At 61.3% G+C, this 24,812-nt stretch carries 19 protein-coding genes, 3 tRNA genes and 3 rRNA genes; 12 read left to right on the plus strand and 13 right to left on the minus strand.

Annotated features, from left to right (window positions below; all coding sequences use genetic code 11):
• Window positions 1-13 precede the first annotated feature (13 nt).
• Window positions 14-1,144 (minus strand): GGDEF domain-containing protein, encoded by a 1,131-nt coding sequence (locus tag H8F26_RS08940; RefSeq protein WP_197158817.1) that lies wholly within the window; start codon window positions 1,142-1,144, stop codon window positions 14-16.
• Between the two features lie 208 nt (window positions 1,145-1,352).
• On the opposite strand from H8F26_RS08940, the gene H8F26_RS08945 reads away from it, so the two are divergent.
• On the plus strand, window positions 1,353-3,056 hold the full coding sequence (locus H8F26_RS08945) for an IS5 family transposase (protein ID WP_197158818.1): 1,704 nt from the start codon (window positions 1,353-1,355) through the stop codon (window positions 3,054-3,056).
• Here the strand turns inward: H8F26_RS08945 and H8F26_RS08950 are convergent.
• From H8F26_RS08950 to H8F26_RS08965, 4 genes are all read right to left on the minus strand, one after another.
• Window positions 2,947-4,440 (minus strand): IS66 family transposase, encoded by a 1,494-nt coding sequence (locus H8F26_RS08950; protein ID WP_197158819.1) that lies wholly within the window; start codon window positions 4,438-4,440, stop codon window positions 2,947-2,949. The genes H8F26_RS08945 and H8F26_RS08950 overlap by 110 nt on opposite strands.
• Before the next feature lie 99 nt (window positions 4,441-4,539).
• Window positions 4,540-5,340 carry a hypothetical protein gene (locus H8F26_RS08955; protein ID WP_197158820.1) on the minus strand — a complete coding sequence of 267 codons (801 nt, stop codon included), beginning with the start codon at window positions 5,338-5,340 and terminating at the stop codon, window positions 4,540-4,542.
• Window positions 5,306-6,052, minus strand: a complete 747-nt coding sequence (locus tag H8F26_RS08960) for a bifunctional diguanylate cyclase/phosphodiesterase (protein ID WP_197159085.1) — start codon at window positions 6,050-6,052, stop codon at window positions 5,306-5,308. The genes H8F26_RS08955 and H8F26_RS08960 overlap by 35 nt, the downstream gene beginning before the upstream one ends.
• Window positions 6,031-7,083, minus strand: a complete 1,053-nt coding sequence (locus H8F26_RS08965) for a CBS domain-containing protein (RefSeq protein ID WP_197158821.1) — start codon at window positions 7,081-7,083, stop codon at window positions 6,031-6,033. The genes H8F26_RS08960 and H8F26_RS08965 overlap by 22 nt, the downstream gene beginning before the upstream one ends.
• A 191-nt stretch (window positions 7,084-7,274) precedes the next feature.
• On the opposite strand from H8F26_RS08965, the gene H8F26_RS08970 reads away from it, so the two are divergent.
• Window positions 7,275-7,631, plus strand: coding sequence for an STAS domain-containing protein (locus H8F26_RS08970; protein WP_197158822.1), 357 nt, complete (start codon window positions 7,275-7,277; stop codon window positions 7,629-7,631).
• A 99-nt stretch (window positions 7,632-7,730) separates the two neighbouring features.
• Here H8F26_RS08970 and H8F26_RS08975 read toward each other — a convergent pair.
• The 4 genes from H8F26_RS08975 to minD all read right to left on the minus strand — a co-directional run bounded on the left by H8F26_RS08975 (window position 7,731) and on the right by minD (window position 9,254).
• A tRNA-Thr gene (locus H8F26_RS08975) sits at window positions 7,731-7,802 on the minus strand.
• 30 nt (window positions 7,803-7,832) lie between these two features.
• A complete protein-coding gene (locus H8F26_RS08980; RefSeq protein ID WP_197158823.1) occupies window positions 7,833-8,054 on the minus strand; it encodes a response regulator transcription factor in 222 nt (73 codons plus the stop codon).
• A gap of 77 nt (window positions 8,055-8,131) precedes the next feature.
• Entirely contained in the window at window positions 8,132-8,431 is a 300-nt protein-coding gene (gene minE, locus H8F26_RS08985) for a cell division topological specificity factor MinE (RefSeq protein WP_197158824.1), read from the minus strand.
• Between the two features lie 4 nt (window positions 8,432-8,435).
• Complete coding sequence (gene minD, locus H8F26_RS08990) at window positions 8,436-9,254, minus strand: septum site-determining protein MinD (RefSeq protein WP_197158825.1); 819 nt, start codon at window positions 9,252-9,254, stop codon at window positions 8,436-8,438.
• A 128-nt stretch (window positions 9,255-9,382) separates the two neighbouring features.
• On the opposite strand from minD, the gene H8F26_RS08995 reads away from it, so the two are divergent.
• From H8F26_RS08995 to H8F26_RS09005, 3 genes are read left to right on the plus strand one after another with little or no spacing between them, the layout of a single operon-like run.
• Entirely contained in the window at window positions 9,383-10,405 is a 1,023-nt protein-coding gene (locus tag H8F26_RS08995; RefSeq protein ID WP_231605569.1) for a phosphatidylserine/phosphatidylglycerophosphate/cardiolipin synthase family protein, read from the plus strand.
• A 20-nt stretch (window positions 10,406-10,425) separates the two neighbouring features.
• On the plus strand, window positions 10,426-11,028 hold the full coding sequence (locus H8F26_RS09000) for a chromate transporter (protein WP_231598194.1): 603 nt from the start codon (window positions 10,426-10,428) through the stop codon (window positions 11,026-11,028).
• A complete protein-coding gene (locus H8F26_RS09005) occupies window positions 11,028-11,657 on the plus strand; it encodes a chromate transporter (protein ID WP_197158826.1) in 630 nt (209 codons plus the stop codon). Before H8F26_RS09000 ends, H8F26_RS09005 begins: the two co-directional genes overlap by 1 nt.
• Here the strand turns inward: H8F26_RS09005 and H8F26_RS09010 are convergent.
• From H8F26_RS09010 to ctpZ, 3 genes are read right to left on the minus strand one after another with little or no spacing between them, the layout of a single operon-like run.
• Window positions 11,647-12,393, minus strand: a complete 747-nt coding sequence (locus H8F26_RS09010; protein WP_197158827.1) for a septum site-determining protein MinC — start codon at window positions 12,391-12,393, stop codon at window positions 11,647-11,649. The two genes, H8F26_RS09005 and H8F26_RS09010, sit on opposite strands and share 11 nt — an antisense overlap.
• Window positions 12,394-12,420: 27 nt before the next feature.
• A complete protein-coding gene (locus tag H8F26_RS09015) occupies window positions 12,421-13,671 on the minus strand; it encodes an HD domain-containing protein (protein ID WP_197159088.1) in 1,251 nt (416 codons plus the stop codon).
• Window positions 13,671-14,966: a carboxyl-terminal processing protease CtpZ gene (gene ctpZ, locus H8F26_RS09020; RefSeq protein ID WP_370594684.1), complete on the minus strand. Its 1,296-nt coding sequence runs from the start codon at window positions 14,964-14,966 to the stop codon at window positions 13,671-13,673. Before ctpZ ends, H8F26_RS09015 begins: the two co-directional genes overlap by 1 nt.
• Before the next feature lie 50 nt (window positions 14,967-15,016).
• Between ctpZ and petB the strand changes: the two genes are divergently transcribed.
• Window positions 15,017-15,691 (plus strand): cytochrome b6, encoded by a 675-nt coding sequence (gene petB / locus H8F26_RS09025; RefSeq protein WP_197158829.1) that lies wholly within the window; start codon window positions 15,017-15,019, stop codon window positions 15,689-15,691.
• Window positions 15,692-15,853: 162 nt separating this feature from the next.
• Window positions 15,854-16,336 (plus strand): cytochrome b6-f complex subunit IV, encoded by a 483-nt coding sequence (gene petD / locus H8F26_RS09030; RefSeq protein ID WP_197158830.1) that lies wholly within the window; start codon window positions 15,854-15,856, stop codon window positions 16,334-16,336.
• 134 nt (window positions 16,337-16,470) lie between these two features.
• Here the strand turns inward: petD and H8F26_RS09035 are convergent, their stop codons facing one another.
• On the minus strand, window positions 16,471-17,919 hold the full coding sequence (locus H8F26_RS09035) for a glycoside hydrolase 100 family protein (RefSeq protein WP_197158831.1): 1,449 nt from the start codon (window positions 17,917-17,919) through the stop codon (window positions 16,471-16,473).
• A gap of 1,344 nt (window positions 17,920-19,263) precedes the next feature.
• On the opposite strand from H8F26_RS09035, the gene H8F26_RS09040 reads away from it, so the two are divergent.
• The 5 genes from H8F26_RS09040 to rrf all read left to right on the plus strand — a co-directional run bounded on the left by H8F26_RS09040 (window position 19,264) and on the right by rrf (window position 24,787).
• Window positions 19,264-20,749 (plus strand): 16S ribosomal RNA (locus tag H8F26_RS09040).
• A gap of 262 nt (window positions 20,750-21,011) precedes the next feature.
• Window positions 21,012-21,085 (plus strand) — tRNA-Ile (locus H8F26_RS09045).
• Window positions 21,086-21,094: 9 nt separating this feature from the next.
• A tRNA-Ala gene (locus H8F26_RS09050) sits at window positions 21,095-21,167 on the plus strand.
• A 467-nt stretch (window positions 21,168-21,634) separates the two neighbouring features.
• Window positions 21,635-24,516 (plus strand): 23S ribosomal RNA (locus tag H8F26_RS09055).
• 154 nt (window positions 24,517-24,670) lie between these two features.
• A 5S ribosomal RNA gene (gene rrf, locus H8F26_RS09060) occupies window positions 24,671-24,787 on the plus strand.
• Together the 16S, 23S and 5S rRNA genes with 2 tRNA genes alongside form the textbook arrangement of a ribosomal RNA operon.
• The last annotated feature ends 25 nt before the right edge of the window (window positions 24,788-24,812 follow it).

Here is a 24,812-nt window from a genome sequence, read left to right on the forward strand (position 1 = left end):
TGTGGCTGGTCCTTCACTTGGGACACCACTCCGAGGCTGTCTGCAGGCCAGTCTGTACGTAGCGGATGCAGTTGCGACCGGCTTCCTTGGCGGCATAGAGGGCTTCATCCGCTTCCCGCAACAGGGTGTCGAAGTTGCCGGAATCGTCATGGCACGATGCGATCCCAATCGAGGTGGTGATGCGCAACGTCGCGGCGGATCGCGATGGGGCTTCCGCTGGGTCGGCAGTCTCCAGCACGGGGATCGACAGGGCTGCAACGGCCTGGCGGAGTCGTTCCGCCAGGGTTTCGGCCTGGCAATGGTCGGTGTTGGGGAGAAGGGCCAGGAATTCCTCGCCACCCCAGCGGGCGAGGGTGTCGGTGTTCCGCAGTTCAGCCTGACAGGTGCGGCTGAAGGCCACCAGCACGGCATCACCCACCGCGTGCCCGTTCTGGTCATTGACAGTCTTGAAGTGATCCAGATCGAGCATCAACACGGCCAGAGGGATTTGATGGCGCTGCCACCGCGCCAGTTCGTAATTGACCAGCTCTTCGAGGCTGCGGCGGTTGGGCAGGCCGGTGAGGCTGTCTGTGCGGGCAAGCAGTTCGAGCTCGGCGCTGTGACGGAGTAGATCCTCCTGACTGAGTCTCCTCAGCAAACGGGCATAGGCCAGGCTCAGGGCCACAAGCGCTGCGCTCAGGTACAGAGCCACGAGCAGCGTCCATCCCTTGCTTGTCCCCAGGTACTCGTGGGTCTGGAGGGTCTTGTTCGGGATCTGGATGAGCAAGACCCAGGGCCAGTCTTTGGCCTCCATGGCCAGAATCTGCCGGCTCGGCCGGGTCGTGCCATCCTCCAGTTGCTGGCCAGGGACTCGCCTGGTATTGAGTGGGTTCACCTGGGAAAAGATGAACAAGCCTTGCCTGTCCGTCCGCAGGGAGGCTGGGAAAATGTTCTGTTCGAACAAGATGCGCCGGATCGCGAGCCAAGCTTCAGGATCCGGTCTTGCAGTCCAGGCCTCGGAGCCTCCGATGTGACCGGATGCTGTGGTGTTGCTGTTGATGGGGCGGCCCTGGGGATCCAGAATGGCCGACAACACCGAGATGTTGTGCAGCTGCAGGATCCGTTGCTGCTCCTGCAGCAAAGGGTTGAGCAGAATGTGAACCAACAGGACAAACTCAACCTTCCCAGGTGAGCTACCCATTGGCACGGCCAGCTCCATCAGTGGTTGGCAGGCTGGCTTGGTCGCCTGGCCCTGGTAGGGTCTCCTGAAAAATCCAGATCCATTGCGCCGCAGCTGGTCTCAAGCATGAGAAACCGCTAAAGTAGCCGTGAATCAGGCAATCCGTGATTGCCTTTACTCCTGATCGCTCAATATGTACCGGAGGCACAATAACGGTCAGATCTCAATCAAGGAGTTCCACCTGCCATTTGGCGGCACACTTGATCCCGAGAATCGCTGGGTTCAACTGGAGGGGCTGATCCCATGGGATGAGCTGGAAGAAACCTATGCCCCTCAATTCAGCGCCACAATTGGCGCTCCAGCCAAATCAGTGAGAATGGCCTTTGGTGCTCTCTACATCAAACAGAAGTTAGGGCTCACCGACGAAGAGACAGTCCATCAGATCAGAGAGAACGCCTATATTCAGTTCTTTCTCGGCTTTGCGGGCTACACAGCTAAGGCACCGTTTGATGCCTCGATGATGGTGCACTTTCGCAAGCGTTTTTCTGACGAGGATCTGCGCCGTATCAACGAGCTGGTGGTGCAGCGCGGCAAAGAGATCCTTCTGGAAGCACTTGCTCAGGCAGCAGACGATGACGACCATGATGATCGTGATTCCAGTGGAGGAGGCGCTCAGCTAGAACTTGATGCGTTGATCAAGCCTGCTGACTGGCCAGAAGGAAAGAATTGGGGCACTCTCACGATTGATGCCAGTTGCACTCCAGCCGACATCACCTATCCCAGAGACCTCAAGCTCCTCAACGAGGCTCGCACAACGACCGAGCGAGTCATTGATGATCTGTGCAGTCAGTCATCGGGATTCAGGAGACATCGACCTCGCTACGACCGTGGCCTTGCTCGTGCTCATTTCCTGAGAGTGGCGAAGCAAAAACGACCACGTCGCCGCAAAGTGAAGGCTGCCATTAAACATCAGCTTGGCTATGTGCGGCAGAATCTCAAGGCCATTGATGCTCTGATCGGCTGCGGGGCAAGGCTTTCCGAGCTTAAGAGGCATTGGTGGCAGAAGTTGTTGGCCTGCAGCGAGTTGGAGCGGCAACAGGGCCTTCTGCTCGCCTCTCAGACCAACAGCATTCCAGACCGCCTGGTGAATCTTGTGCAGACCCATATCCGCCCAATGGTGCGAGGCAAAGCACGTGCTGCGGTGGAGTTTGGAGCCAAAATCAGTGTTTCGGTTCAAAACGGCTTTCCGTTCTTGCACCGCATAAGCTGGAACCCCTACAACGAAGGAGAAGACCTTATCGCTCAGGCGGAAAAATACAAGCTGGATACAGGATCTTACCCAGAGCGAATCTGCGCCGACCGGATTTATATCACGGCCAAGAATAGGCATTTCTGCACGAGGAACGGTATTCGCCTCTCCGGCAAGCGATTGGGTCGCCCGCCCAAGGATCCTGATGTCACCACTGCACACAAGCACCAGCTCCGATCTGATCAAGCTCGACGCAATGAAGTGGAAGGCGTCTTTGGCTCTGGAAAGCGCAAGTATTCCCTGGATCTGATCATGGCTCGTCTACCAGCTGGTGCCGAATCCTCCATCTCGATGGCCTTTGTCGTGATGTGCGCGGAAAAGGTCTTGAGGCTGCTGCGCCTCTTTTTTGTCCTTCTTTTTGGGTGGATCTACAGCTTTTTGTATCCGTTCAGGGGCCGTGACGCAGCCGCGCAGCATTCACCGCCCTTGATCGCTGATCACCAAGCGACCACAGACACCACGATCGATGACGGCCGGCTCAGGGATTCGGCAACAGCGATGGCATCTCACCGCCGCGATGATGGGCGATCAAGGCCTGCTCCAGGAACTGCCAGATATCACGGCCCTGTTGCCGCAGGCTGGTGGTGACCGTGAGCAACCTGCTGCGGCAGATTGCACCCTGGCGGGATTGGACGCCATGGCTGATCTTGCGCTGAATCACCGAATGGCGCAGGGCACGCTCGGCTGCGTTGTTGGTGGGCTCGATCCCTTCAATCTCCAGGAAGGTCCAGAGGCCATCGCTCACTTGCAGCAACTGATGGCAGGTACGCACCGTCTTGGCCCACGGCGTTCGCTCGCCGCGCTGGCAGCCCAGCTCCACAACCCGATGCAGCGTGCCCACAAACGCCTGGCGGATCGGCCGACAGCCCTGCTGCAACGTGGACCAGTCGATCGTTCCGTCTTTGTAGCGGTGCCACTGGGCAAACAGCTGCTGCTGCAGGCCCAGCAGCTCCGCTCCAATCTCACCGCTGGCGCCCTGACGGTCAGCGATGGCGGTGAGATCGCGGATCACGTGCGCCCAGCACAGCTGGCGCTGCTCCAGCGGGAGATGGTTGTAGGCGGAGAAGCGATCGCTCACCACAATTCCGCCAAAGGCATTCCCGAGCAGGTCGATCGCGGCGGCAGCCGAGCGGCTCAGGCTCTGCAAGAACACTGTCACCCCCATGGCGGTCACCATGACCCACTCCCAGCCGCGCCGGCCATCGGGGTTGCCACCGTCAGCATTACCGGTGGGGGCACCGGTTTCATCGACGTAGACCACCGACTGCTGACGGGCAAACGCAAGGGCCTCCTGCATGGGCTGCTCCAGTGCTGCACTCAAGCGCTGGCGGATAGTGGCCATCGCTCCCCGGCTGATCTGTACCCCCAGCAGCTGATCCAGCAGCGCCTGGGTCTTGCTGAAACTCAACGGGAAGGCACTACCCAGCAGACCCACCAGAGCACTGAGCCGGGGACCGTAATGGCTTACTTCCACCTCCGCCGGTAACGAGGCACAGGTGCTGGTGGAACAGCAGGGGCAGACCAGGCGGTGCAGCCGGTGCTCGATCACCAGAGGCGTGATCGGTGGAATCTCGATCACCTGGTGCCTCAAGGGCTCGGGATCCTGACCCTGTAGCAACGTGCCGCAGCGGCGGCAGGCCTGGGGGTGGTGCTCGACCACCTCATCCACCCGCTCGATCGGCAGCAGCTCCGGCCCAGATCCGGGATGGCCCGGCTGGCCGCCGCGCTTGCGGCCACTGCCCTTGCGTCGTTCGGGCGGCTTAAACCCCTGGCCATCACTGGAGGGAGGCTTGGAAGAATTGCGGGAGCTGCGGCCGATCCGCTCGCGCAGATGGGCCAGTTCGGTCGCCAGGGCGGTGAGCTGGACGCGGAGCTGCACCATCTCCTCCTGTTGAGCCAGGATGAACTCCCTGGCACCAGCTGGCCACGACAACCAGTCCACCTCGGAAATGCCAGCAGGAGGGGCGCCCATCTCAAGCAGTCTCTGCCTGAGATGCAAACGGGAATCAGGACGCCGTCAAGGGTTCAGCAGAGACGATGTTCGCCGCGTGCTGTCCCGACCCCTGAATGCTTACAGCTTTTTTATGGCCTGGTCAGCGATCAGAGCGCCTGAGGGCATCTGCAAGCCATGCTTTTGAGATCTGGCCGACTTGATGTCACCGCGCTTGCCAGCCTGATTAACGCGAAGCAAACGGACGAATCCGGCGCCGATGGGCCGAGAATCTTTTTCAGGAGTCCCCTGGTACCAGTGCACGGGGCTGACGACAAACTGGCCCGGATCCAAGGCCCAGGCCTTGGCCAGCAAGGCCTCGTGGCCCTGAGTCAGGTTGGCGCACGTCGTGGACTCTTCAAGACCTGGCGTTAGGTCTGCTGGCCCCTCATGCACCAACGATCTGCCCTGCCGGTTGACCAGGGTGAAGGAGCTGTAGCGCCCATAGGACTCCATGAAGGTTCGGAAGATCCCGTTCAAGGGACGGAGATGTTCTGGCGTAGGGCTGTTCACGGCCTCCCGTACCCGGGGCAGCTGGCTGATCACGCGAATGTCGGCCAGTGTTTCGAAGAAACGCCACTCGATATCGCTCCTGGATTCCTGCAACGCCCCCCTGGCTTCTGCTGTCAAGGTGGCAACCTCTCCTTGTTCGATCGAACGCACTAATGGCCAGATCGCCAGGCTGACAAGCCCGCTCAGCAGGGCTGCGATCGGCAGGAATTCCCGCAGAAGCCGCAGGGGTGGCGCAGAACGCAAAACATTCGGCTTCGAGGATATTGGCCAGCCCAGCTTCAAAATCTCTCTGTGCAAGCCTTCTCGCACCCCTCCCTGCCAACGGAGCTTAAGGTCATCGGCCTGGCGCGGGTACTTGACGATCCCCACGACCATCTGATGCGGTCGCGGCGCCGATCAGAGGCAGGACAGCACCAGACAGCCACTCGGGCTCCCACTGTTCGGGTGGCAAGGGTTTGCCGATCAGATAGCCCTGAATCACCTGACAACCGGCATCACGCAGCCACTGCAGCTCCTCAGGATATTCCACGCCCTCGGCAACGGTTTTAAACCCCATCTTTTCTGCCATGTCGAGCACGGAATGCACAATCACCTGGGCCTTCGGGTTGCTTTGAATACCGCGCACGAAACTCTGATCCACCTTCAACGTATCGAAGCTGAAGTGCTGTAAATAGGAGAGTGAAGCGTAGCCGGTGCCGAAGTCGTCGATCGCGATCTGGATGCCTTGCTTCTGGAGTTCCTGGAAGCAGTGGGCCGTTGCCATGGTGTTCTCCACCAGCACGCTTTCGGTGAGTTCCAGCTTCAACAGGGCCGGGGGGATGCCAGCACGCTCCACGATGCCCAGCAGCTTGGCTACGAACTGAGGTTCCAGAAGTTGGTGGGCCGTCACGTTCACGGCGATCTGGATCGGCTGTCCGCCTTCCATCAGCCACTGGTGGATCTGTTGACAGGCGGTTTCGAGAATCCAGTCACCCAGCTCCACGATGAAGCCCGAATGCTCCGCCAGGGGGATGAAATCGCAGGGGGGAACTGTGCCGTGCTGGGGTGATGTCCAGCGGATCAGGGCCTCGGCTGATTGGATCTTCCCTGGCTCAGATTCAGCAGCGGCTGATACACCAGCTTGAACTCTCTGTTGGCCAGCGCACGGGAGAGGTCGAAGCGTTGTCGACTCAGCAGCTGGAACTGCCCCTCACGGAGGATGTTCACCTGCCGCTGCAGAATCTCGTAGACGCCATAGAGATCCACGGGATCGATGCTCTGCATCAGATTGCTCTCGGTGATCAGTCCCACCAGTTCGCCGGCATCATTGGCCACCACCATTCGCCTGATGCGAAGTTTCTGCATCCGATCCCGCACGGCGGCCAGGTCGTCGGCGGGGTGAATACAGGACAGAGGCGTGCTCATCACCTCCTCCACCCGAGTCGTGCCGAGGGCGAGGTCAAGCCGGCGCATCTGGAGGATGTCGCGTTCGGTGAGAATGCCGATCGGACGTTCACGGCTGGGGCCACGTCGACCAGTGATCGGTTCCGTCACTACAACGCAGCTGATGCCCCGCAGCGCCATCGTCTGAATGGCATGGCGCAGCGTGTCTTGGGCACGCACCGTCACAACGGCGGTGCTCATCACCTCAACAGCCTGTCGAAAACGCAGGAAAAAGGTTTCCTTCAGAACACGATTCAGGCTACTGATGGTGACGATGCCTGCCGGTTGGTTCCGCTCGTCGACGATCGGCAGGTGGCGGATCCGGTGCCGGCGCAGCAGGCTCATGGTCGCCAGGATGTCGAGGCATTCATGCCGCTGCCTGCTGATCACCGGATGGGTCATCACCGCCCCCAACAGAATCTGGTGGGGGGGCAGGTCGCTCAACGCCCACCGCACCGCATCCCGTTCGGTGAGGATCCCGACCAGTTGCTCCCCTTCCAGCACCAGTACGCAGTTGCCGGTGAGTTGTTCCTCTTCTGTTGAGGGGTCGCTGACCTCTCGAAGGCTGGAACGCATCGCTTCCAGGGCCGCCTCCAGACTCGCCGTGGTGGGCAGGGTGGGGGGAACCGGCAGAATCGCGCCCTCATGCTCAGGCAGCACCGGAGGAGGCAGCTCTTGGTCGTTGGCCATCGAACCGGTGGGTACCAGGACAGTGGGTCCAGAAAGGTCTGTGATCATCCTGGCTTTTCATTGGGCCCAGGGGTGTGAGCTGAGGCCGGCTGCGACGATGGTGGGCGCCACTGGCTGTTCTTCTGGCATGCCGCTCCCCAGGTGCTGGCGGCCCCTGGTCCTTGACTGTCCGCACCGGGCGCCGAAGACCCATGGCTGAACTGCACATCCTTCGGCCGAAGGGCTTCATCAACGCCGATACCGGCGCCGATCTACGCGATCGTATTCACAGCCTCACAGTGGGCGATCCCCGCTCTGTGCTGATCGACTGCGGCGCCATCACCTTCATGGACAGCAGCGGCTTCTCCTGCCTGATCACCGCACTCAAGAGGCTGCGCCGGCAGGGGCGGGAGCTGTTCCTCTGCAGCCTCAACAGCCAGTTGCGGGTGATTCTGGAGACCACCGGCACCATCCAGGTGTTCCGGATCTTTCCCAGCAGTGCTGACTGCCTGCTTTATCTCGAGCAGCAGAACCAGGTGGATGGCGAGCGGTCGTCGCCTGCCAGTTGAGGGCCCTGACCCGAGCGATTGGGTCAGATCGTTCCTCGGGCCGCCACAGTCGGTGCTTGAACAGTGACTCCTGCACCGGACCTGTTCTGGGAGTGAGGAAGCCGGCTAACGGATTTGAACCGATGGCCTTCGCTTTACAAAAGCGCTGCTCTACCGCTGAGCTAAGCCGGCAAGGGCCGGGCCATCTGGCCCGGGCAGACTTTATCGCTCCCCCAGCGCCCACAGGAGCAGTTGGGTGCGGTTGCGGCAACCGGTCTTGGCCAGCAGGTTCGAGATGTGGCTCTCGACAGTGCGCGGACTCACCACCAGTACAGCGGCGATGCCCTTGTTGCTGCAGCCACTGCGCAGCTGTTGCAGCACCCGCTGTTCCGCTGGAGTGAGCGGAAACAGGGGGAATGGAGCGGTGTTGGTGCAGAGATCCATCGAGCCTGGTCGAGCTGTCTGCAGGATTCCCCAGCGCGGACAGGTTCAGCGTTGTGGCGGCTCAGCAATGCGCCGGGTCAGCCTTCCGCCGGCTCAGCAACGGCGGCCAGGGGGATGGAACGGGCCCGCTTGATCGGCAGGTTGGCCACCAGGGCTGTGACGCGGTCCTCCGTTTCAAGGCTGACATCCCCCCCTTCCACGTCGATCTCCACGTAGCGGGACACCACTTCAAGAATTTCGCTCCGCATCTTCTCGAGCAGCTCCGGGTTGAGGTCGCTGCGGTCGTGGGCGAGCACCAGCTGCAGCCGCTGCTTGGCCATGGTGGCGCTGGCGGGCTGACGACCCAGCAGTCGGTTGATGAAATCGCGCAGGGTCATCGGTTCAGAAAATCCGGGTCTGCATGAGTCGGCCGAGCTTGGCCCGCAGGCCTTGTCCCTCCTTGGCCGGATCGATCAGGGGGACGGTCTCGCCCCGCAGCCGCCGGGCGATGTTGTGGTAAGCCTTGGCGGCCGGTGAGCCGTTGCCGTTCAGGGTGAGCGGCTCGCCCCGGTTGGTGGAGACGATCACCTGCTCGTCCTCCAGAACCAGCCCCAGCAGCGGCAGGGCCAGGATGTCGGTGACATCGCTCACCGCCAGCATCTCCTGGTTGAGCATCATCTTGGGCCGCACCCGGTTGAGCACCAGCTGGATCGGCTCAATCCCCTGGGTGTTGAGCAGCCCGATCACCCGGTCGGCATCCCGCACAGCGGACACCTCCGGGGTGGTCACCACAATCGCCTCGCGGGCCGCGGCGGCGGCATTGCGGAAGCCATCTTCGATGCCGGCGGGGCAGTCGATCAGCACGATGTCGAAGCGCTCGGCCAGCAGGGCGACGATCCGCTGCATGTCCTCCGGGGTGAGCCACTCCAGCATCCGCGGGTTGCCCGCCGGCAAAAGAGCCAGGTTGGGTTCCTGCTTGTGCTTCACCAGCGCCTGCTCCAGGCGGCAGGTCTCGGCGAGCACCTCCTGGGCTGTGTAGACGATCCGGTTCTCAAGCCCCAGCAGGAGATCGAGGTTGCGCAGGCCGAAATCGGCGTCGAGCACAGCGGTGCGGGAGCCCTGGCGGGCCAGGGCGATGCCCAGGTTGGCGGTGAGGGTCGTCTTGCCCACTCCGCCTTTTCCAGAGCAGATCAGGATGATGCGCGTCGGGGCGGCGGTCACGGCACTGGCTGGCGTTGGATCAGTTTAAGGCCACCGCCAGGCGCTGGTGGTGCTGGCTGATGCGGGCCGGCGGAGCCGGACCCCGATAGAACGGGGTTCCTTCCGTTCCCCTTGCCCGGGATAGACGCGTGGCCGAATCGATAGCCGCATCGCCGCCGGTGACGATCCGCAGCCATCAGCACCTGATCGTGATGCCGGACGACGGGGCCGATGCGGTGGTGGCGCTGATCGACCAGGCCCGTTCGGAGCTGCGTCTCAAGCAGTTCAAGCTCCAGTCCGAGGCGGTGGAGCAGGCCCTGTTGCGGGCGCACCAGCGGGGCGTCCAGGTGCGGGTGATGCTCAACCCCCACACCTCCGGCGGCGACCGCTGGAACGATGAGACCTATGCCCGCCTTCAGAGCTGGGGGATTGCCGTGGCCTGGACCAGTGAGGCCTTTCCGGTGACCCATGAGAAGTCGCTGGTGGTGGATCGCGACTGTGCCCTGATCGCCACCTTCAACCTGTCGGATAAATATTTCACCCAGACCCGCGACTATGGCGTGGTCACCTACGCGGCCCCAGTGATCGAGCAGGTGATCGCTGGTTTCGAGGCCGACTGGAACCGCACCTTCTTCCAGCCCGATCTCTCCGTGGGCCTGGTGTGGAGCAGCATGCACAGCCGAGGTCAGATGGCCCGCATCGTTGACGCGGCCCGTCGCACCCTCTGGATCCAGCATCCCAAGTTCGTGGATGCGGTGATCCTGGAGCGCATCCTGTCGGCGCGGGAGCGGGGTGTGAAGGTGCGGGTGCTGTGCGGCGGCAAGCACGGCATCAGCGACTGGGATATCTACGACACCTTCTCCTCCTTGCGGGTGATGCGGCGCTTCGGGGTGAAGGTGCGCCGGCAGAGGCACCTCAAGCTGCACGCCAAGCTGATCCTGGTGGATGGGGCCTTTGCCCAGACCGGCTCGATGAATATCGACCGCAGCGCCTTTGATCTGCGGCGTGAACTCGGCATCGAGAGCGATGCCCCCGCGGTGGTGAAGCGCCTCAAGGCCACCTTTGAGGCCGACTGGGAGCAGGCCTGTAAATACGACGCTCCAGACCCGCTGGATCCGAGCCTGCATGAGGCGGGTGAGCTGCCGCCCGACCCCCACTTCGTGCACGACTGATGGGTGTCCCCCCTGAGGGTGTGCCCCTCCCTGCTCAGGATCCCGCTGACGAGGATCTCTCCCTGGCCCCGCCTCCCGGGCTTCGGGCCCTGTTCAGCGGCATGCTCCAGGTCGCCCTCTCCTCCTTCGGCGGTGGCCTGTCGGCCTGGAGCCAGCGGATCGTGGTGGAACAGCGCCGCTGGATGAGCAACGAGGCCTTCATCACCGGGCTCACGGTGGCCCGTCTGTTTCCGGGGCCGAATCAGATCAACATGGCCATCTACATCGGCACCAGGTTTCGCGGCCTGCCCGGCGCTCTGGTGGCCCTGGCCGGCATGCTGCTGGTGCCCTTCAGCCTGCTGATGCTGGTGGGGCTGGCCTATTTCCAGCTGCATGGGCTGCCGGCGGTGGATCGGGTGCTTGCCGGCGTGGTGGCCGCCGCCGCCGGCATGGCCCTGTCGATGGGGTTCAAGATCCTGCACACCTATCTGGGCGACCGCATGGCCCTGCTGCTGGCGGCCGTCACCTTCCTGGCCCTGACCCTGGGGCATCTGCGCCTCGTGCCGGTGGTGCTGGTGCTGGGTCCGCTGGCGATGGCCTGGTACTGGCCCCGCCCAGGCGCAACCCCATCGGGCCCTTCCTGATGCCGCCTCAGATCTGGCTGTCCCCATCGACCCGGCTTCTGGGCGCGGCTCAGGCCTGCACTCCGGCGTCCCTTTCGGATCTGGGCAGCCTGCTGCGCGTGATCGGTGAGTTTCTGTCGTTGTCGCTGTTTTCCCTGGGGGGCGGCAACACGCTGCTGGCTGAATACCACCATCTCAGCGTCGAGCAGTTCTGCTGGCTCACCAATGCCCAGTTCGCCGATCTCTACGCCCTGGCCGAGGCGGCTCCTGGACCCAGCTCCATGATCGTGGGCCTGCTTGGCCTGGGGGCGGCTCAGCGTGAGGGTCCCTTCTGGGCGTTGCTTTCGGCCTACGGAGCCGAATGCGCCATCCTGCTGCCCTCCACCCTGCTGATGGTGCTGGCCTGCCTGGGTTGGCAGCGCTTCCGCGACTCCCCCTGGCGGGTGTCCTTTGAGCGGGGTCTGGGGCCGATCACCCTCGGCATCCTGTTCGCGGTGGGCCTGAAGATCCTCCACACCGCCGATAACAACCCCCCCGGGGTTGTGGTGTCTGTGGTGGTGTGTGTGCTGATGCTGCGCACCCGGATCTCCCCCCTGTGGTTCATGGCGGTGGCCGGGGTGCTGGGCGGCTTCGGGCTGATCAACCGCTGAACCGCTCGGCTGCGCTCAGTCTCCCCCGGGGCCGCAGCAGCTGGGGGCCGGCGGGATCGATCCGGATCGTTCCGTCCATCAACCGGGCTTCCTCCGCCAGGCCAGGCGGTGGCGGCTCCGCTGGGCCACGGGCCACGGCCGCGGCGATGCGCAATTGCAGGGGGCGCAGCTGCAGGGCCACGATCCGGGCCCGGTCATCGCCCTGGCAGCCGGCATGGGCCACGCCCCGCAGCCGGCCCCAGACCAGCACGTCGCCGGCGGCACTGATCCGGGCTCCGGGGTTCACGTCCCCCAGCAGCAGCACCGAGCCGGGGGCCTGCAGATGATCCCCGGAGCGCAGGGTGCCCCGATGGATCAGGAATTCGAGCTCCGGGCCGGTTGTGGAAGCCGCGGCTGAGGCAGGGCTCTCGCCTGGACCGGCTCCGGGCTCAGCGTTCCGCAGTGGCGGTGGCCAACCGCTCTCGACGCCGAGGGCGGCCGCGGCCACCAGGGTGTCGTCGCTGCGGCTGATGACCCGCAGCAGGCCATGTCCGGCCGTGTCCAGCAGCTCCTGGATGGCCCGCAGCTGCGGCAGGTTGAGGTTGAGATCGAGGGCTTCCAGTTCCACCCAGCCCGGTGGGGGTGAGGCCCCGAGGGCATAGCGCACCTCTTCGACTCCGTCGGCCCCATCGGGCGTGGTGTTCAGCACCAGCCGGTGGGGCTGGCCCGGAGCCTCCGCCAGGAACACCGCTGCCATCCGTTCCGGATTCGATTGCCGCGAAGGCTAGGTGTGCAGTTCCGCCAGGCGCTGCTGCAGGGGCTCGCGCACCTCCGCAGGATGGATCAGCCAGGCCTGCTCCACCGGTTGGATCAGGCTTCGCACCAGGGGCGATCGGGTTTCAAGCGCCTCAAGCCGTTCGCCATCCCAGAGCCGCAGCCCCCCTTTGTAGGGGTGATAGCCCCGGTTCTGGCTCTGCTGCAGACCGCAGCAGCGCTCCGCGACCAGCTGCTGCCGCCGGGCCATCCCCTGCACCTCGGCCAGCAGCTCCAGCCGCTGGGTGCTGGCCAGATCGCTCACGTCGGTGGCCTTGAGCAGGCGCCGATCCAGCAGGCGGGCACAGGGCTCCCTCAGTTCCTCGGGCCCCTCTTCCCGCCATCGCAGCAGGTGATAGCCGCTGCGCAGGTCGTCGTTGGCCAGGTAGGTCTCCAGGTCCAGCGCGTCGCTGTGCCACAGCCAGCGGCCCATCACCATGTCGCTGAACACCTGCCCTGGACCCAGCCGCCGCGCCACGGCGATCACCTGGCTGAGCAGCCAGTTGCACACCACGTTGAGACGGTGGTTGTAGACGCTGCGATACATCAGCTGGCGCACCACCAGGTAGTGCTCCACAGCCATCAGCCCCTTGGGATGAAGGGCGAGGTTGCCGTCGGGCGCGAGCGTCAGGGCCGCCAGGATGCGCTCGAGATCGAGCTGGCCGTAGCGGATGCCGGCGCTGTAGCTGTCCCGCACCAGGTAGTCGAGGCGATCGCAGTCGAGCTGGCTGCTCACCAGGGCCCGGATCGCCTGGCGGGGATAGCGGCCGTGCTCCAGCAGATCCGCCACCGCATCCGCGGTGTCGGCGCCCTCCGCATCGAGGCGCTTCCGCAGATCCGGGTGATTCCGCACCAGCCGTGCAGACCAGCGCTCGTGGCGCAGCCCGAACATGTCCTCGCCGGTGTGGCTCAAGGGGGCGTGCCCCAGGTCGTGGAGCAGGGCCGCGGCAAAGAGCACGGGCTTGTGCTCCTCCAGGGAGGGATCGTGGCGGATCAGCCGCTGCAGGGCCAGGCGGGCCAGATGCAGCACTCCGAGGGAGTGGGTGAAGCGGCTGGATTCGGCGCCGTGAAAGGTGAGGAACGCCGGCCCAAGCTGGCGGATCCGGCGCAGCCGCTGGAACGGTGCGGTGTCGATCAGGTCGATCGCCAGGGCTTCGGCCGGATCCTGCCGATCGAGCTGGATGGCCCCATGCAGGGGATCGTGATAGGTGCGCTGGCCGATCACTGGGTCTGGGTCGGCGCTTGTGCCTGCTGGATCTGGTGGGTCAGCAGCCGCTGGGCCTCTTCCAGCCAGGTGTCGTCCTCACCCCCCGGATCGAGCGGTTCCGGCGCCCCTAGCTCCAGATCAGGCCGAATGCCCTGGTTCTGGATGTCGCGACCATCCGGTGTGAGGTAGCGGGCCACCGTCACCGCCAGACCACTGCCGTCTCCCAGGGGAATCAGGGTCTGGATCAGGCCCTTGCCGAAGGTGCGGCTGCCCACCAGCCGGCTGCGCTCCTGGTCCTGCAGGGCGCCGGCCAGGATCTCGCTGGCACTGGCCGTACCGCCGTTCACCAGGGTGAGCATGGGCCCGTCGTAGAGCACGCCGAGATGGGCCTGCTGCCGGTCCCCGATGCCGCCGCGGTCTTCGGTCTCCACGATCACCGACCCATTGAGCAGGTCGTCGGCCACGGCGAGCCCGGCGCTCACAAGGCCGCCGGAGTTGTTGCGCAGATCGAGGATCAGGCCTTCGATGTCCTTGCCTGTCAGGTCGGCGATCGCCTGCTGCACCAGTTCCGGCACCGGTTCACTGAACTGGGTGATGCGCAGGTAGCCGAGGGTGAGGTTGCCCTGGCGCAGCCGTTTGCTGCGCACGGGCCGCAGGTCCACCTGGCGCCGCTCCAGTTCCACCTCCCGCTCCTGACCCTGCGGGTCCCGCAGCTGCACCAGAACGGTGCTGCCGGAGGGGCCCCGCAGCCGGGTTGCGGTCAGATCGAGTCCCAGTTCAGCGGTGTCGATGCCATCCACGGCCAGCACTTCCGTACCGCTGGCGATGTGGGCATCGGCGGCCGGAGAGCCGTCCAGCGGGGCGATCACGACGATCTGCTCGTCGGCGGCACGCAGGCCAAGCTGCAGGCCCACGCCGGTCACGGTGCCCTGTTGCGTGGCGGATTGCAGGGTGCTGAATTCGGCGGGTCGCAGCAGCCGGGTGTAGGGGTCGTCGAGGGGGGTCAGCATCGTTTCGATCGCCGCGTAGGCGTCCGCCGAGCTGCTGATCGGCTGTTCCAGGGCCTTCTGGCGCAGCCGTCGCCAGTGAATCGGCACGAAGCGACCGGGGTCCACGTAGCTCTGGTTCACCAGCCGCCACGCTTCCACCACCAGTTGCTGGGCGTCGTTCAGGGCCAGTGCCGCCGAAGTTGTCCAGGGCGTCAGCAGCAGGCTCAGCACCAGGGTGAGCCCCAGCCCGCGCCGCAGAAGGCGTTGCAGGCTCTGGGGCGGGATTCGGTTCGGCGGGGGGGGCTGCCGTTGCGCGCTCACGGAGGGTTTCGGGCGGTCGGTAGACTCTCGCAACCCAAGCCGCCCGCTGCATGGCGAATTCCTCTCCTGCCGCAAAGTCGTCACCTGTATACGACTGGTTCCAGGAGCGCCTGGAAATTCAGGCGATCGCCGACGACATCTCCGCCAAGTACGTGCCGCCGCACGTCAATATTTTTTATTGCCTTGGCGGCATCACCCTGGTCTGCTTCCTGATCCAGTTCGCCACTGGGTTTGCGATGACCTTCTATTACAAGCCCACGGTCGCTGAGGCCTACTCCTCGGTTCAGTACCTGATGACGGATGTCAGTTTTGGCTGGCTGATCCGTTCGGTCCACCGTTGGAGCGCCTCGATGATGGTGCTGATGCTGATTCTTCATGTGTTCCGCGTCTATCTCACCGGTGGTTTCAAACGTCCCCGTGAGCTCACCTGGATCACTGGCGTCACCATGGCCGTGATCACCGTGTCGTTCGGTGTCACCGGCTACTCGCTCCCCTGGGATCAGGTGGGCTATTGGGCCGTGAAGATCGTCAGTGGCGTTCCGGCAGCCGTTCCTGTGGTGGGCGACTTCATGGTCGAACTGCTGCGGGGTGGTGAAAGTGTCGGCCAGGCCACGCTGACCCGCTTCTACAGCCTGCACACCTTTGTGATGCCCTGGCTGCTGGCTGTCTTCATGCTCATGCACTTCCTGATGATTCGCAAGCAAGGAATCTCTGGTCCCTTGTGATCCAGGCCGGTCCAGGCCACCCTTGGCCTGGGCTCCGGTTTGCGAAGTGTTGCAATCCAGCAGGACTGGTCTGGCTTGCTGCCTCCCTCGAGCCTGTCTCCTTCCTAGCTTTCAACTCCAGGTTCACGCCGGCTTGCCGGCTCCCCTTTCACGGCCTCCGTCATGCACATCCTCAAGAAGCCTGACCTCACCGATCCCAAGCTGAGGGCCAAGCTGGCCAAGGGCATGGGCCACAACTATTACGGTGAACCAGCCTGGCCCAACGATCTCCTCTACATCTTCCCGGTGGTGATCCTGGGCACCATCGCCTGTGTGGTTGGGCTCGCCGTGCTTGATCCCGCCATGCTGGCGGATAAGGCTGATCCCTTTGCCACTCCTCTCGAAATTCTGCCGGAGTGGTACCTGTACCCGGTTTTCCAGATCCTGAGGGTTGTGCCCAACAAGCTGCTGGGCATTGCTCTGCAAACGATGGTTCCCCTCGGCTTGATGCTGATTCCCTTCATCGAGAGCTTCAACAAGTTCCAGAATCCCTTCCGTCGCCCGGTCGCCATGGCAGCGTTTCTGTTCGGCACCGTCTTCACGATTTATCTCGGCATTGGAGCCGCTTTGCCGATCGACAAATCTCTGACCCTCGGCCTGTTCTGATCAGCTGCTATAACGACGAGCAAACAGTCTGCTACTAATGAAGCCCCGGTAGATTCCGGGGTTTTTTCATGCAGCGAATTTGTTGCACGTGCATCGCTCGCTATCTGACCAGGCTGGGTTGCGCTGCTCTTTCTTCAAGGGGTCTCAATATCAATCAGGCTCACCTGGCTGGGGTTGACTCGCAGCATGTGGTGCAGCAGCAGAAAGCCCACGATCGTCCAGGTCTGGTAGGTACGTGCCTGCTGACCCACCCAGGTGCCGGTGGGTCCGTCGAAGTACTCGGCCCATTGCTGACGCGGCAGCTGGTTGAGCTGGGCCCAGTAGCACTCTTCCATCATGGCCCGCATCTGACCCATCAGCAGCACGTCCGCCTCGGGGTGGCGCTGCTCATGCAGAAGCACAGCACCGGCCAGATACCAGAGCAGACTGGGCCAGTGCCCGCCGTTGTGATAACTCCAGGGCCAGTTCTTTGGGTCTGATCCCGTTTTATTCATCCATTCGTCGGCCTCCATGGGGGGATGGCAGATGCGCATCGGCATCTGCGCCATCAGATGTTCGCGGTTGTGCAGCACCAGCCGGAACAGGGCCCGCTGCTGGGGTGCCGTGATCAGGCCGAACAGACAGGCGAGGGAGTTGCCGAGGCTGTAGAAGCGGAAGTCCGGCCGGCCGGTGCGCATATTGCCGATCAGGTAGCCGCCCCGGTTCTCGAGCCAGTCCTGCAGCCAAGGGGGGATCACCTGAGGCTGCACATTGAACTCGTTCTCGTGCTGGTGGTCGCCGTACTGCTCGGTGGGCCGGCGCCGCAGAACCTGTACCGTTTTGCTGGTCACCCAGTAGTGCTTCAGCAGGAAGGATCGCAGATCATGCATCCACTCCTGGGTGAGTTCGATCCGCTGATGCAGCAGTCGGCTCATGCGGTCACGCTGGGCCAGTTCCATCAGGTGGCAGCAGCTGCGCAGGCAGCCGTAGAGGAGCACCTCCACCTCCAGCGGGTTGCCCCAGACATCCATCGGACGATCAATCATGAAGGCACAGTCCGGCACGAACAGCACGGGCGTGCCCTCAAAGGTGGGATGCAGCACCAGGTCCAGCAGCAACTGCACGCCGCGTTGCACCTGCTGACTGGCACCGAATTCCATGTCACGGCTGCGCTTCACATACAGCCAGCAGAGGATGGGCCACCACAGGCTGGCGTCGACTGAGGTGATCCGTCCGATCGATCGCTGGCCGTAGTCGGCCAGCACGACCCCGTCCTGCTCCACAAAGCTGGTGGGAAACACACCGCGGGTCTTGATGTCGTTGCTCTGCAGTTCCAGCGAGACAGAGAGGAAGTTGCGCACCACCTCAAAACGGCCCTGCAGCAGCAGGTAAATCATCACCGGCACGTTGTCCCGCAGGAACACCTCGCCGTAATTGGCCTCTCCGGAGCGGCGCGGATGGTCGAGCGCGGCCACCGATCCCACCAGTTCACCCTTGACCCTCACCAGGGTGCGCTCGAAGTGCTCCTGGGCGCGGATCACCACGGCGTCTTCTTTGGAGCTGGGCCGAACCCTTTGGTGCTGTTGGCTGAACGGTCGGGACACGGGCCTCCATGGGAGCTTGGGCCAACGGTAGAAACGTTGTACCGGCCATGAACCACGGCTGGAACAATTCAGGAATGCATGGGGCCTGATCGCTGCAGCAGAGCTTTCCATGCGCACAGCTGCTTCGGCGCAGCCCTGCAAGGTTTAAGAAGGAGGTCTCAGGTCCAAGAAGGAGACCTCAGGGCCAGGGCTGGATCCGTAGCTGGCGATGTGGTCCAGGCCTGGATCGGGAGCTTGGACTTGGGTTGTGTCTGCGACTGCAGCTGTCTTGGCATGCAACAAAGGTTCAGACGTCCCTGCCCCGCTCGCGTCTGAGTCTGAGCGGAGGTCCGCCCAGCCTGTCGACCAGATCAGGGTGCTCAGGGGTTCCGGGTTTTGTCCGACCATCCCTGCCTTCCCCTTTCTCTGTTTCCTGCCTGTTCCCCTCTGGCGCTTGATTCGTCGCTGCTCCAGGCCCCTGTGCCTTCCAATGAAGATGCTTCGGCCGGCGCCGGTCCGGCTGAGCTGGCTTTCAGAGGTCGGGACTGCCAGGCAAGCGGTGAAAGGCCCCATCAGTGGGCGGCTTGCCCGATTGAAGGTGTATGGGGTATGGTTTTGGACTGCGCAGCACACCGGGAGCGAGAGCACCGGTGGAAACGCAGAGTCTTCGGTGCTGCGAGGCACTGAGGGCGAGTGCCGTTTGCCTGGAAGGGTGAAGGGTGCGTGCTTACGACGAAGGAGGCGCGAGCCACCGGTGTTGTAGGTTTCCTGAGTCGCTGAGAGGCGACGCGCCGAGACGACCCGGAGCCGAGAGGCCAAGGGAGTGGAGGCAGCACCTGGACAATTGAAAAGTTTAGGAACTGACGCTTCTACCGCGTCATTCTGATCGGATCGAACGGTTCTGAGTTTGCAGTGGACCAGCCTTGTGCTGGCGCCAGTGTGGAGTCAAAGCCCGTTGGATGCGGTGTCGAGGATGACGAAACGAGCGGTAGAGGTGTGAGGTCCCGTCAAACATTTTAAGCGACGGGAACCTGCAGTGATGTGGTGCTGCCTTGAGGTCTCACGCCTTGGGTCAGAACTGGGTGAAAACCAGCTGTGGGTGACTGAAGCGAACCGGATCTGAGATCTGGGAAAGTCACGGGATTGTGACGTGAACCATCAGGAAGAATCTGTTCGGAGAGATCCAGATAGAGAGGTCTAGACGGCAAGCGAAACAGTTGTGTGCACTCTCGAACCCTTTCGGTCAGTCGAAAGGTGGTCCCAACTGAAGACTGTGCGCCAGTGCAGGATTTGGGTGAGCGACAAACTTCTCTGCGATGAAAGCTCAAGCGAAAGTTTAGAGCTGACGTTTAAAGGGGGAAGACTACTACGGAGAGTTTGATCCTGGCTCAGGATGAACGCTGGCGGCGTGCTTAACACATGCAAGTCGAACGAACCTTCGGGTTAGTGGCGGACGGGTGAGTAACGCGTGAGAATCTGCCCTCAGGAGGGGGATAACGGCTGGAAACGGCCGCTAATACCCCATATGCCGAGAGGTGAAATGAATTTCGCCTGAGGATGAGCTCGCGTCTGATTAGCTAGTTGGTGGGGTAAGAGCCTACCAAGGCTTCGATCAGTAGCTGGTCTGAGAGGATGATCAGCCACACTGGGACTGAGACACGGCCCAGACTCCTACGGGAGGCAGCAGTGGGGAATTTTCCGCAATGGGCGAAAGCCTGACGGAGCAACGCCGCGTGAGGGATGAAGGCCTCTGGGCTGTAAACCTCTTTTCTCAAGGAAGAAGATCTGACGGTACTTGAGGAATAAGCCACGGCTAATTCCGTGCCAGCAGCCGCGGTAATACGGGAGTGGCAAGCGTTATCCGGAATTATTGGGCGTAAAGCGTCCGCAGGCGGCCTTGAAAGTCTGCTGTTAAAGCGTGGAGCTTAACTCCATTTCAGCAGTGGAAACTACAAGGCTAGAGTGTGGTAGGGGCAGAGGGAATTCCCGGTGTAGCGGTGAAATGCGTAGATATCGGGAAGAACACCAGTGGCGAAGGCGCTCTGCTGGGCCATAACTGACGCTCATGGACGAAAGCCAGGGGAGCGAAAGGGATTAGATACCCCTGTAGTCCTGGCCGTAAACGATGAACACTAGGTGTCGGGGGAATCGACCCCCTCGGTGTCGTAGCCAACGCGTTAAGTGTTCCGCCTGGGGAGTACGCACGCAAGTGTGAAACTCAAAGGAATTGACGGGGGCCCGCACAAGCGGTGGAGTATGTGGTTTAATTCGATGCAACGCGAAGAACCTTACCAGGGTTTGACATCCTGCGAATCCCTTGGAAACGAGGGAGTGCCTTCGGGAGCGCAGTGACAGGTGGTGCATGGCTGTCGTCAGCTCGTGTCGTGAGATGTTGGGTTAAGTCCCGCAACGAGCGCAACCCACGTCTTTAGTTGCCAGCATTGAGTTGGGCACTCTAGAGAGACCGCCGGTGATAAACCGGAGGAAGGTGTGGATGACGTCAAGTCATCATGCCCCTTACATCCTGGGCTACACACGTACTACAATGCTACGGACAAAGGGCAGCAAACTCGCGAGAGCTAGCAAATCCCATAAACCGTGGCTCAGTTCAGATCGTAGGCTGCAACTCGCCTACGTGAAGGAGGAATCGCTAGTAATCGCAGGTCAGCATACTGCGGTGAATACGTTCCCGGGCCTTGTACACACCGCCCGTCACACCATGGAAGTTGGCCACGCCCGAAGTCGTTACTCCAACCCGTAAGGGAGGAGGATGCCGAAGGTGGGGCTGATGACTGGGGTGAAGTCGTAACAAGGTAGCCGTACCGGAAGGTGCGGCTGGATCACCTCCTAACAGGGAGACAAACTGATTGTGATGTCTGAATACTTTATTTTCAGGCCATGATCCTGTCACTCTAGGTCGATCGGTACCTCAACTGTGGAAGCGGAATGGCAACATGTCCGTCCAAGCAGGTTCAGTTCCTAAACTTTGTCTAGGTCACACCCCAACGATTTTTGTTGAGGCGGTGTTGAAACTTGAGAGATGAAATGGTAGCGATACTGAATCATCAATCAGGTGAGACACAACTTTGACGCGATCGCGAGGTCGAACTCCTGGGCCATTAGCTCAGGTGGTTAGAGCGCACCCCTGATAAGGGTGAGGTCCCTGGTTCAAGTCCAGGATGGCCCATTCGTGTTTGGGGGTTTAGCTCAGTTGGTAGAGCGCCTGCTTTGCAAGCAGGATGTCAGCGGTTCGAGTCCGCTAACCTCCATTCCACACTGACGAGCGCCCTCACGGAAGCAAAGGAGAGATTTCTTTGGTGTGATCCTGACGTCTTGGTGACGATTCCAGCCTGTTTTCATTCCCTGAGTGGTTGAAAGCATGCTGGATTCCCTGTCCGCAAGGATGGGCATTCAGCAAGAACCTTGACAACTGCATAGGAAAAGTCTGGAAAAGAAAGCATCTCATAGACGCTGACTTTCCGGTTCTCTCTGGTCGTGGCCTCGGCTGCGGCATCCCAGCGAAAGCGAAGGGAAGATTGAGGTGCAAGCCTCAATATGAGAGAAACAGGAAAGCCAGTGATTCTTGAGTTAGAGCCGAGTACAGCTCGTGTCTTCTGTCTGGCATGGCCACAAGCCACCAAGCAGGAGTTTGATTCTGGCTGTCTGAGATCTCTTGATTGAGAGCTTAGACACTAGAAGAATAGCCTTCAACAAGCTAAACGCGAGTTGTGATTATGGTCAAGCTACAAAGGGCTCACGGTGGATACCTTGGCACACAGAGGCGATGAAGGACGTGGTTACCTGCGATAAGTCTCGGGGAGCTGGAAACACGCTTTGATCCGGGAATTTCCGAATGGGGCAACCCCTAGAACGGCCGCCTGAATCCATAGGGCGGCGCGAGCCAACCCAGCGAACTGAAACATCTTAGTAGCTGGAGGAAAGGAAAGTAAAAACGACTCCCTCAGTAGCGGCGAGCGAACGGGGAAGAGCCTAAACCGATGGGTTCGCCCATCGGGGTTGTGGGACAGCAACGTGGACCAGGGACGTTAGAGGAAGCGTTTGAATGGCGCGCCAGAGAGGGTGAAAGCCCCGTACTCGAAAGCGAAACTGGCCTAGCTGTATCCCGAGTAGCACGGAGCACGTGAAATTCCGTGTGAATCCGCGAGGACCACCTCGTAAGGCTAAGTACTCCTGTGTGACCGATAGCGCAACAGTACCGCGAGGGAAAGGTGAAAAGAACCCCGGGAGGGGAGTGAAATAGAACATGAAACCGTGAGCTTACAAGCAATGGGAGTCCTACTCATAGGATGACCGTGTGCCTGTTGAAGAATGAGCCGGCGACTTATAGGCACTGGCAGGTTAAACCGGGAATGGTGGAGCCATAGCGAAAGCGAGTCTGAATAGGGCGATCGTCAGTGTTTATAGACCCGAACCCGGGTGATCTAACCATGGCCAGGATGAAGCTTGGGTGATACCAAGTGGAGGTCCGAACCGACTGATGTTGAAAAATCAGCGGATGAGCTGTGGTTAGGGGTGAAATGCCAATCGAACCCGGAGCTAGCTGGTTCTCCCCGAAATACGTTGAGGCGTAGCGTCTAGTGCTCCAGCAGGGGGGTAAAGCCACCGTTTCGGTGCGGGCTGCGAGAGCGGTACCAAATCGAGACGAACTCTGAATACCCTGTGTGTAACTAGGCAGTCAGACTGTGGGGGATAAGCTCCATGGTCGAAAGGGAAACAGCCCAGACCGCCAGCTAAGGTCCCCAAATCAATGCTGAGTGATAAAGGAGGTGGGATTGCCCAGACAACCAGGAGGTTTGCCTAGAAGCAGCCATCCTCAAAGGAGTGCGTAATAGCTCACTGGTCGAGCGATCCTGCGCCGAAAATGAACGGGGCTAAGCATTGTACCGAAGCTGCGGATTTGAATCGTAAGATTCCGATGGTAGGGGAGCGTTCCATGTGGGGTGAAGCGTTAGCGTAAGCGGGCGTGGACTGCATGGAAGTGAGAATGTCGGCTTGAGTAGCGAAAACATGGGTGAGAATCCCATGCCCCGAAACCCTAAGGGTTCCTCCGGCAGGCTCGTCCGCGGAGGGTTAGTCAGGACCTAAGGCGAGGCCGAAAGGCGTAGTCGATGGACAACAGGTCAACATTCCTGTACCTGTCATGTTTTGGGAAGGGGGACGGAGAAGGCTAGCCCAGCCAGAAGTTGGTTACTGGTCCAAGCGTTCGAGGCGTTGAGAGCTGGCGAAAACAGCTTGAGCTGAGGCGTGAGTGCGAGCGGCTACGGCCGCGAAGTGGGTGACGTCAAGCTTCCAAGAAAAGCCCTATACCCGTTAAGGCATGATGGCCTGTACCCGAAACCGACACAGGTGGGGTGGTAGAGAATACCGAGGGGCGCGAGGTAACTCTCTCTAAGGAACTCGGCAAAATGGCCCCGTAACTTCGGGAGAAGGGGTGCCACCGCAAGGTGGTCGCAGTGAAGAGGCCCAGGCGACTGTTTACCAAAAACACAGGTCTCCGCTAAGTCGCAAGACGATGTATGGGGGCTGACGCCTGCCCAGTGCCGGAAGGTTAAGGAAGCTGGTCAGCGCAAGCGAAGCTGGCGACTGAAGCCCCGGTGAACGGCGGCCGTAACTATAACGGTCCTAAGGTAGCGAAATTCCTTGTCGGGTAAGTTCCGACCCGCACGAAAGGCGTAACGATCTGGGCGCTGTCTCGGAGAGAGGCTCGGCGAAATAGAATTGTCTGTGAAGATGCGGACTACGTGCACCCGGACAGAAAGACCCTATGAAGCTTTACTGTAGCTTGGTATTGTGCCCGGGCTCTGAATGCGCAGGATAGGTGGGAGGCTTTGATCCATGGCTTGCGGGTCATGGTGAGCCAACGGTGAGATACCACTCTTTCAGAGCTAGGGTTCTAACGGTCACCCGTCATCCGGGGACCGGACAGTATCAGGTGGGCAGTTTGACTGGGGCGGTCGCCTCCTAAAAGGTAACGGAGGCGCGCAAAGGTTTGCTCAGGCTGGTTGGAAATCAGCCGACGAGTGCAAAAGCAGAAGCAAGCTTGACTGTGAGACCTACAAGTCGAACAGGGACGAAAGTCGGCTTTAGTGATCCGACGGTTCTGAGTGGAAGGGCCGTCGCTCAACGGATAAAAGTTACTCTAGGGATAACAGGCTGATCTCCCCCAAGAGTTCACATCGACGGGGAGGTTTGGCACCTCGATGTCGGCTCATCGCAACCTGGGGCTGAAGTCGGTCCCAAGGGTTGGGCTGTTCGCCCATTAAAGCGGTACGCGAGCTGGGTTCAGAACGTCGTGAGACAGTTCGGTCCATATCCGGTGCACGCGCAGGAACATTGAGAGGATTTCTCCCTAGTACGAGAGGACCGGGAGGAACGCACCTCTGGTGTGCCAGTTATTGTGCCAACGGTAAACGCTGGGTAGCCATGTGCGGAGTGGATAACCGCTGAAAGCATCTAAGTGGGAAGCCCACCTCAAGATGAGTGTTCCCATGGCATAAGCCAGTAAGGTCACGGGAAGAACACCCGTTGATAGGCTCTACGTGGAAGCCGGGTAACCGGTGAAGCGGAGGAGTACTAATAGACCGAGGGCTTGACCATTCCATCCCTTGCCATCCTGACCGGATGACACAGGGATCACGCGCTCAAAGCTTTTGGATCCCAGACCGGTTGCTTGTCAACCGCTCCTATGCAGTTCTCAGGGTTCAACCTGGGGGCAAAGACCGGCAAGGGGCCTGAAGAGGCCGTTTGCTTTCCTGGTGTTCATGGCGCTGTGGACCCACTCCGATCCATCTCGAACTCGGTTGTGAAACGCAGCAGCGGCAACGATAGTTGGAGGGTAGCCTCCTGCGAAAATAGCTCGATGCCAGGTCAAACTTTGCTCCACGACGACGCCC

This window comes from Synechococcus sp. CBW1006 (genome assembly GCF_015840525.1).
In the GTDB taxonomy this organism is placed as follows: Bacteria; Cyanobacteriota; Cyanobacteriia; order PCC-6307; family Cyanobiaceae; genus CBW1002.

Bases quoted from the DNA above. Each gene is read 5' to 3' on its own strand.
- H8F26_RS08945 (WP_197158818.1), top strand. From the start codon at position 1,353: ATGTACCGGAGGCACAATAACGGTCAGATCTCAATCAAGGAGTTCCAC.
- H8F26_RS08950 (WP_197158819.1), bottom strand. From the start codon at position 4,440: ATGGGCGCCCCTCCTGCTGGCATTTCCGAGGTGGACTGGTTGTCGTGG.
- H8F26_RS08965 (WP_197158821.1), bottom strand. From the start codon at position 7,083: ATGGCCAACGACCAAGAGCTGCCTCCTCCGGTGCTGCCTGAGCATGAG.
- H8F26_RS08970 (WP_197158822.1), top strand. From the start codon at position 7,275: ATGGCTGAACTGCACATCCTTCGGCCGAAGGGCTTCATCAACGCCGAT.
- H8F26_RS08980 (WP_197158823.1), bottom strand. From the start codon at position 8,054: ATGGATCTCTGCACCAACACCGCTCCATTCCCCCTGTTTCCGCTCACT.
- minE (WP_197158824.1), bottom strand. From the start codon at position 8,431: ATGACCCTGCGCGATTTCATCAACCGACTGCTGGGTCGTCAGCCCGCC.
- H8F26_RS09005 (WP_197158826.1), top strand. From the start codon at position 11,028: ATGCCGCCTCAGATCTGGCTGTCCCCATCGACCCGGCTTCTGGGCGCG.
- H8F26_RS09010 (WP_197158827.1), bottom strand. From the start codon at position 12,393: ATGGCAGCGGTGTTCCTGGCGGAGGCTCCGGGCCAGCCCCACCGGCTG.
- petB (WP_197158829.1), top strand. From the start codon at position 15,017: ATGGCGAATTCCTCTCCTGCCGCAAAGTCGTCACCTGTATACGACTGG.
- petD (WP_197158830.1), top strand. From the start codon at position 15,854: ATGCACATCCTCAAGAAGCCTGACCTCACCGATCCCAAGCTGAGGGCC.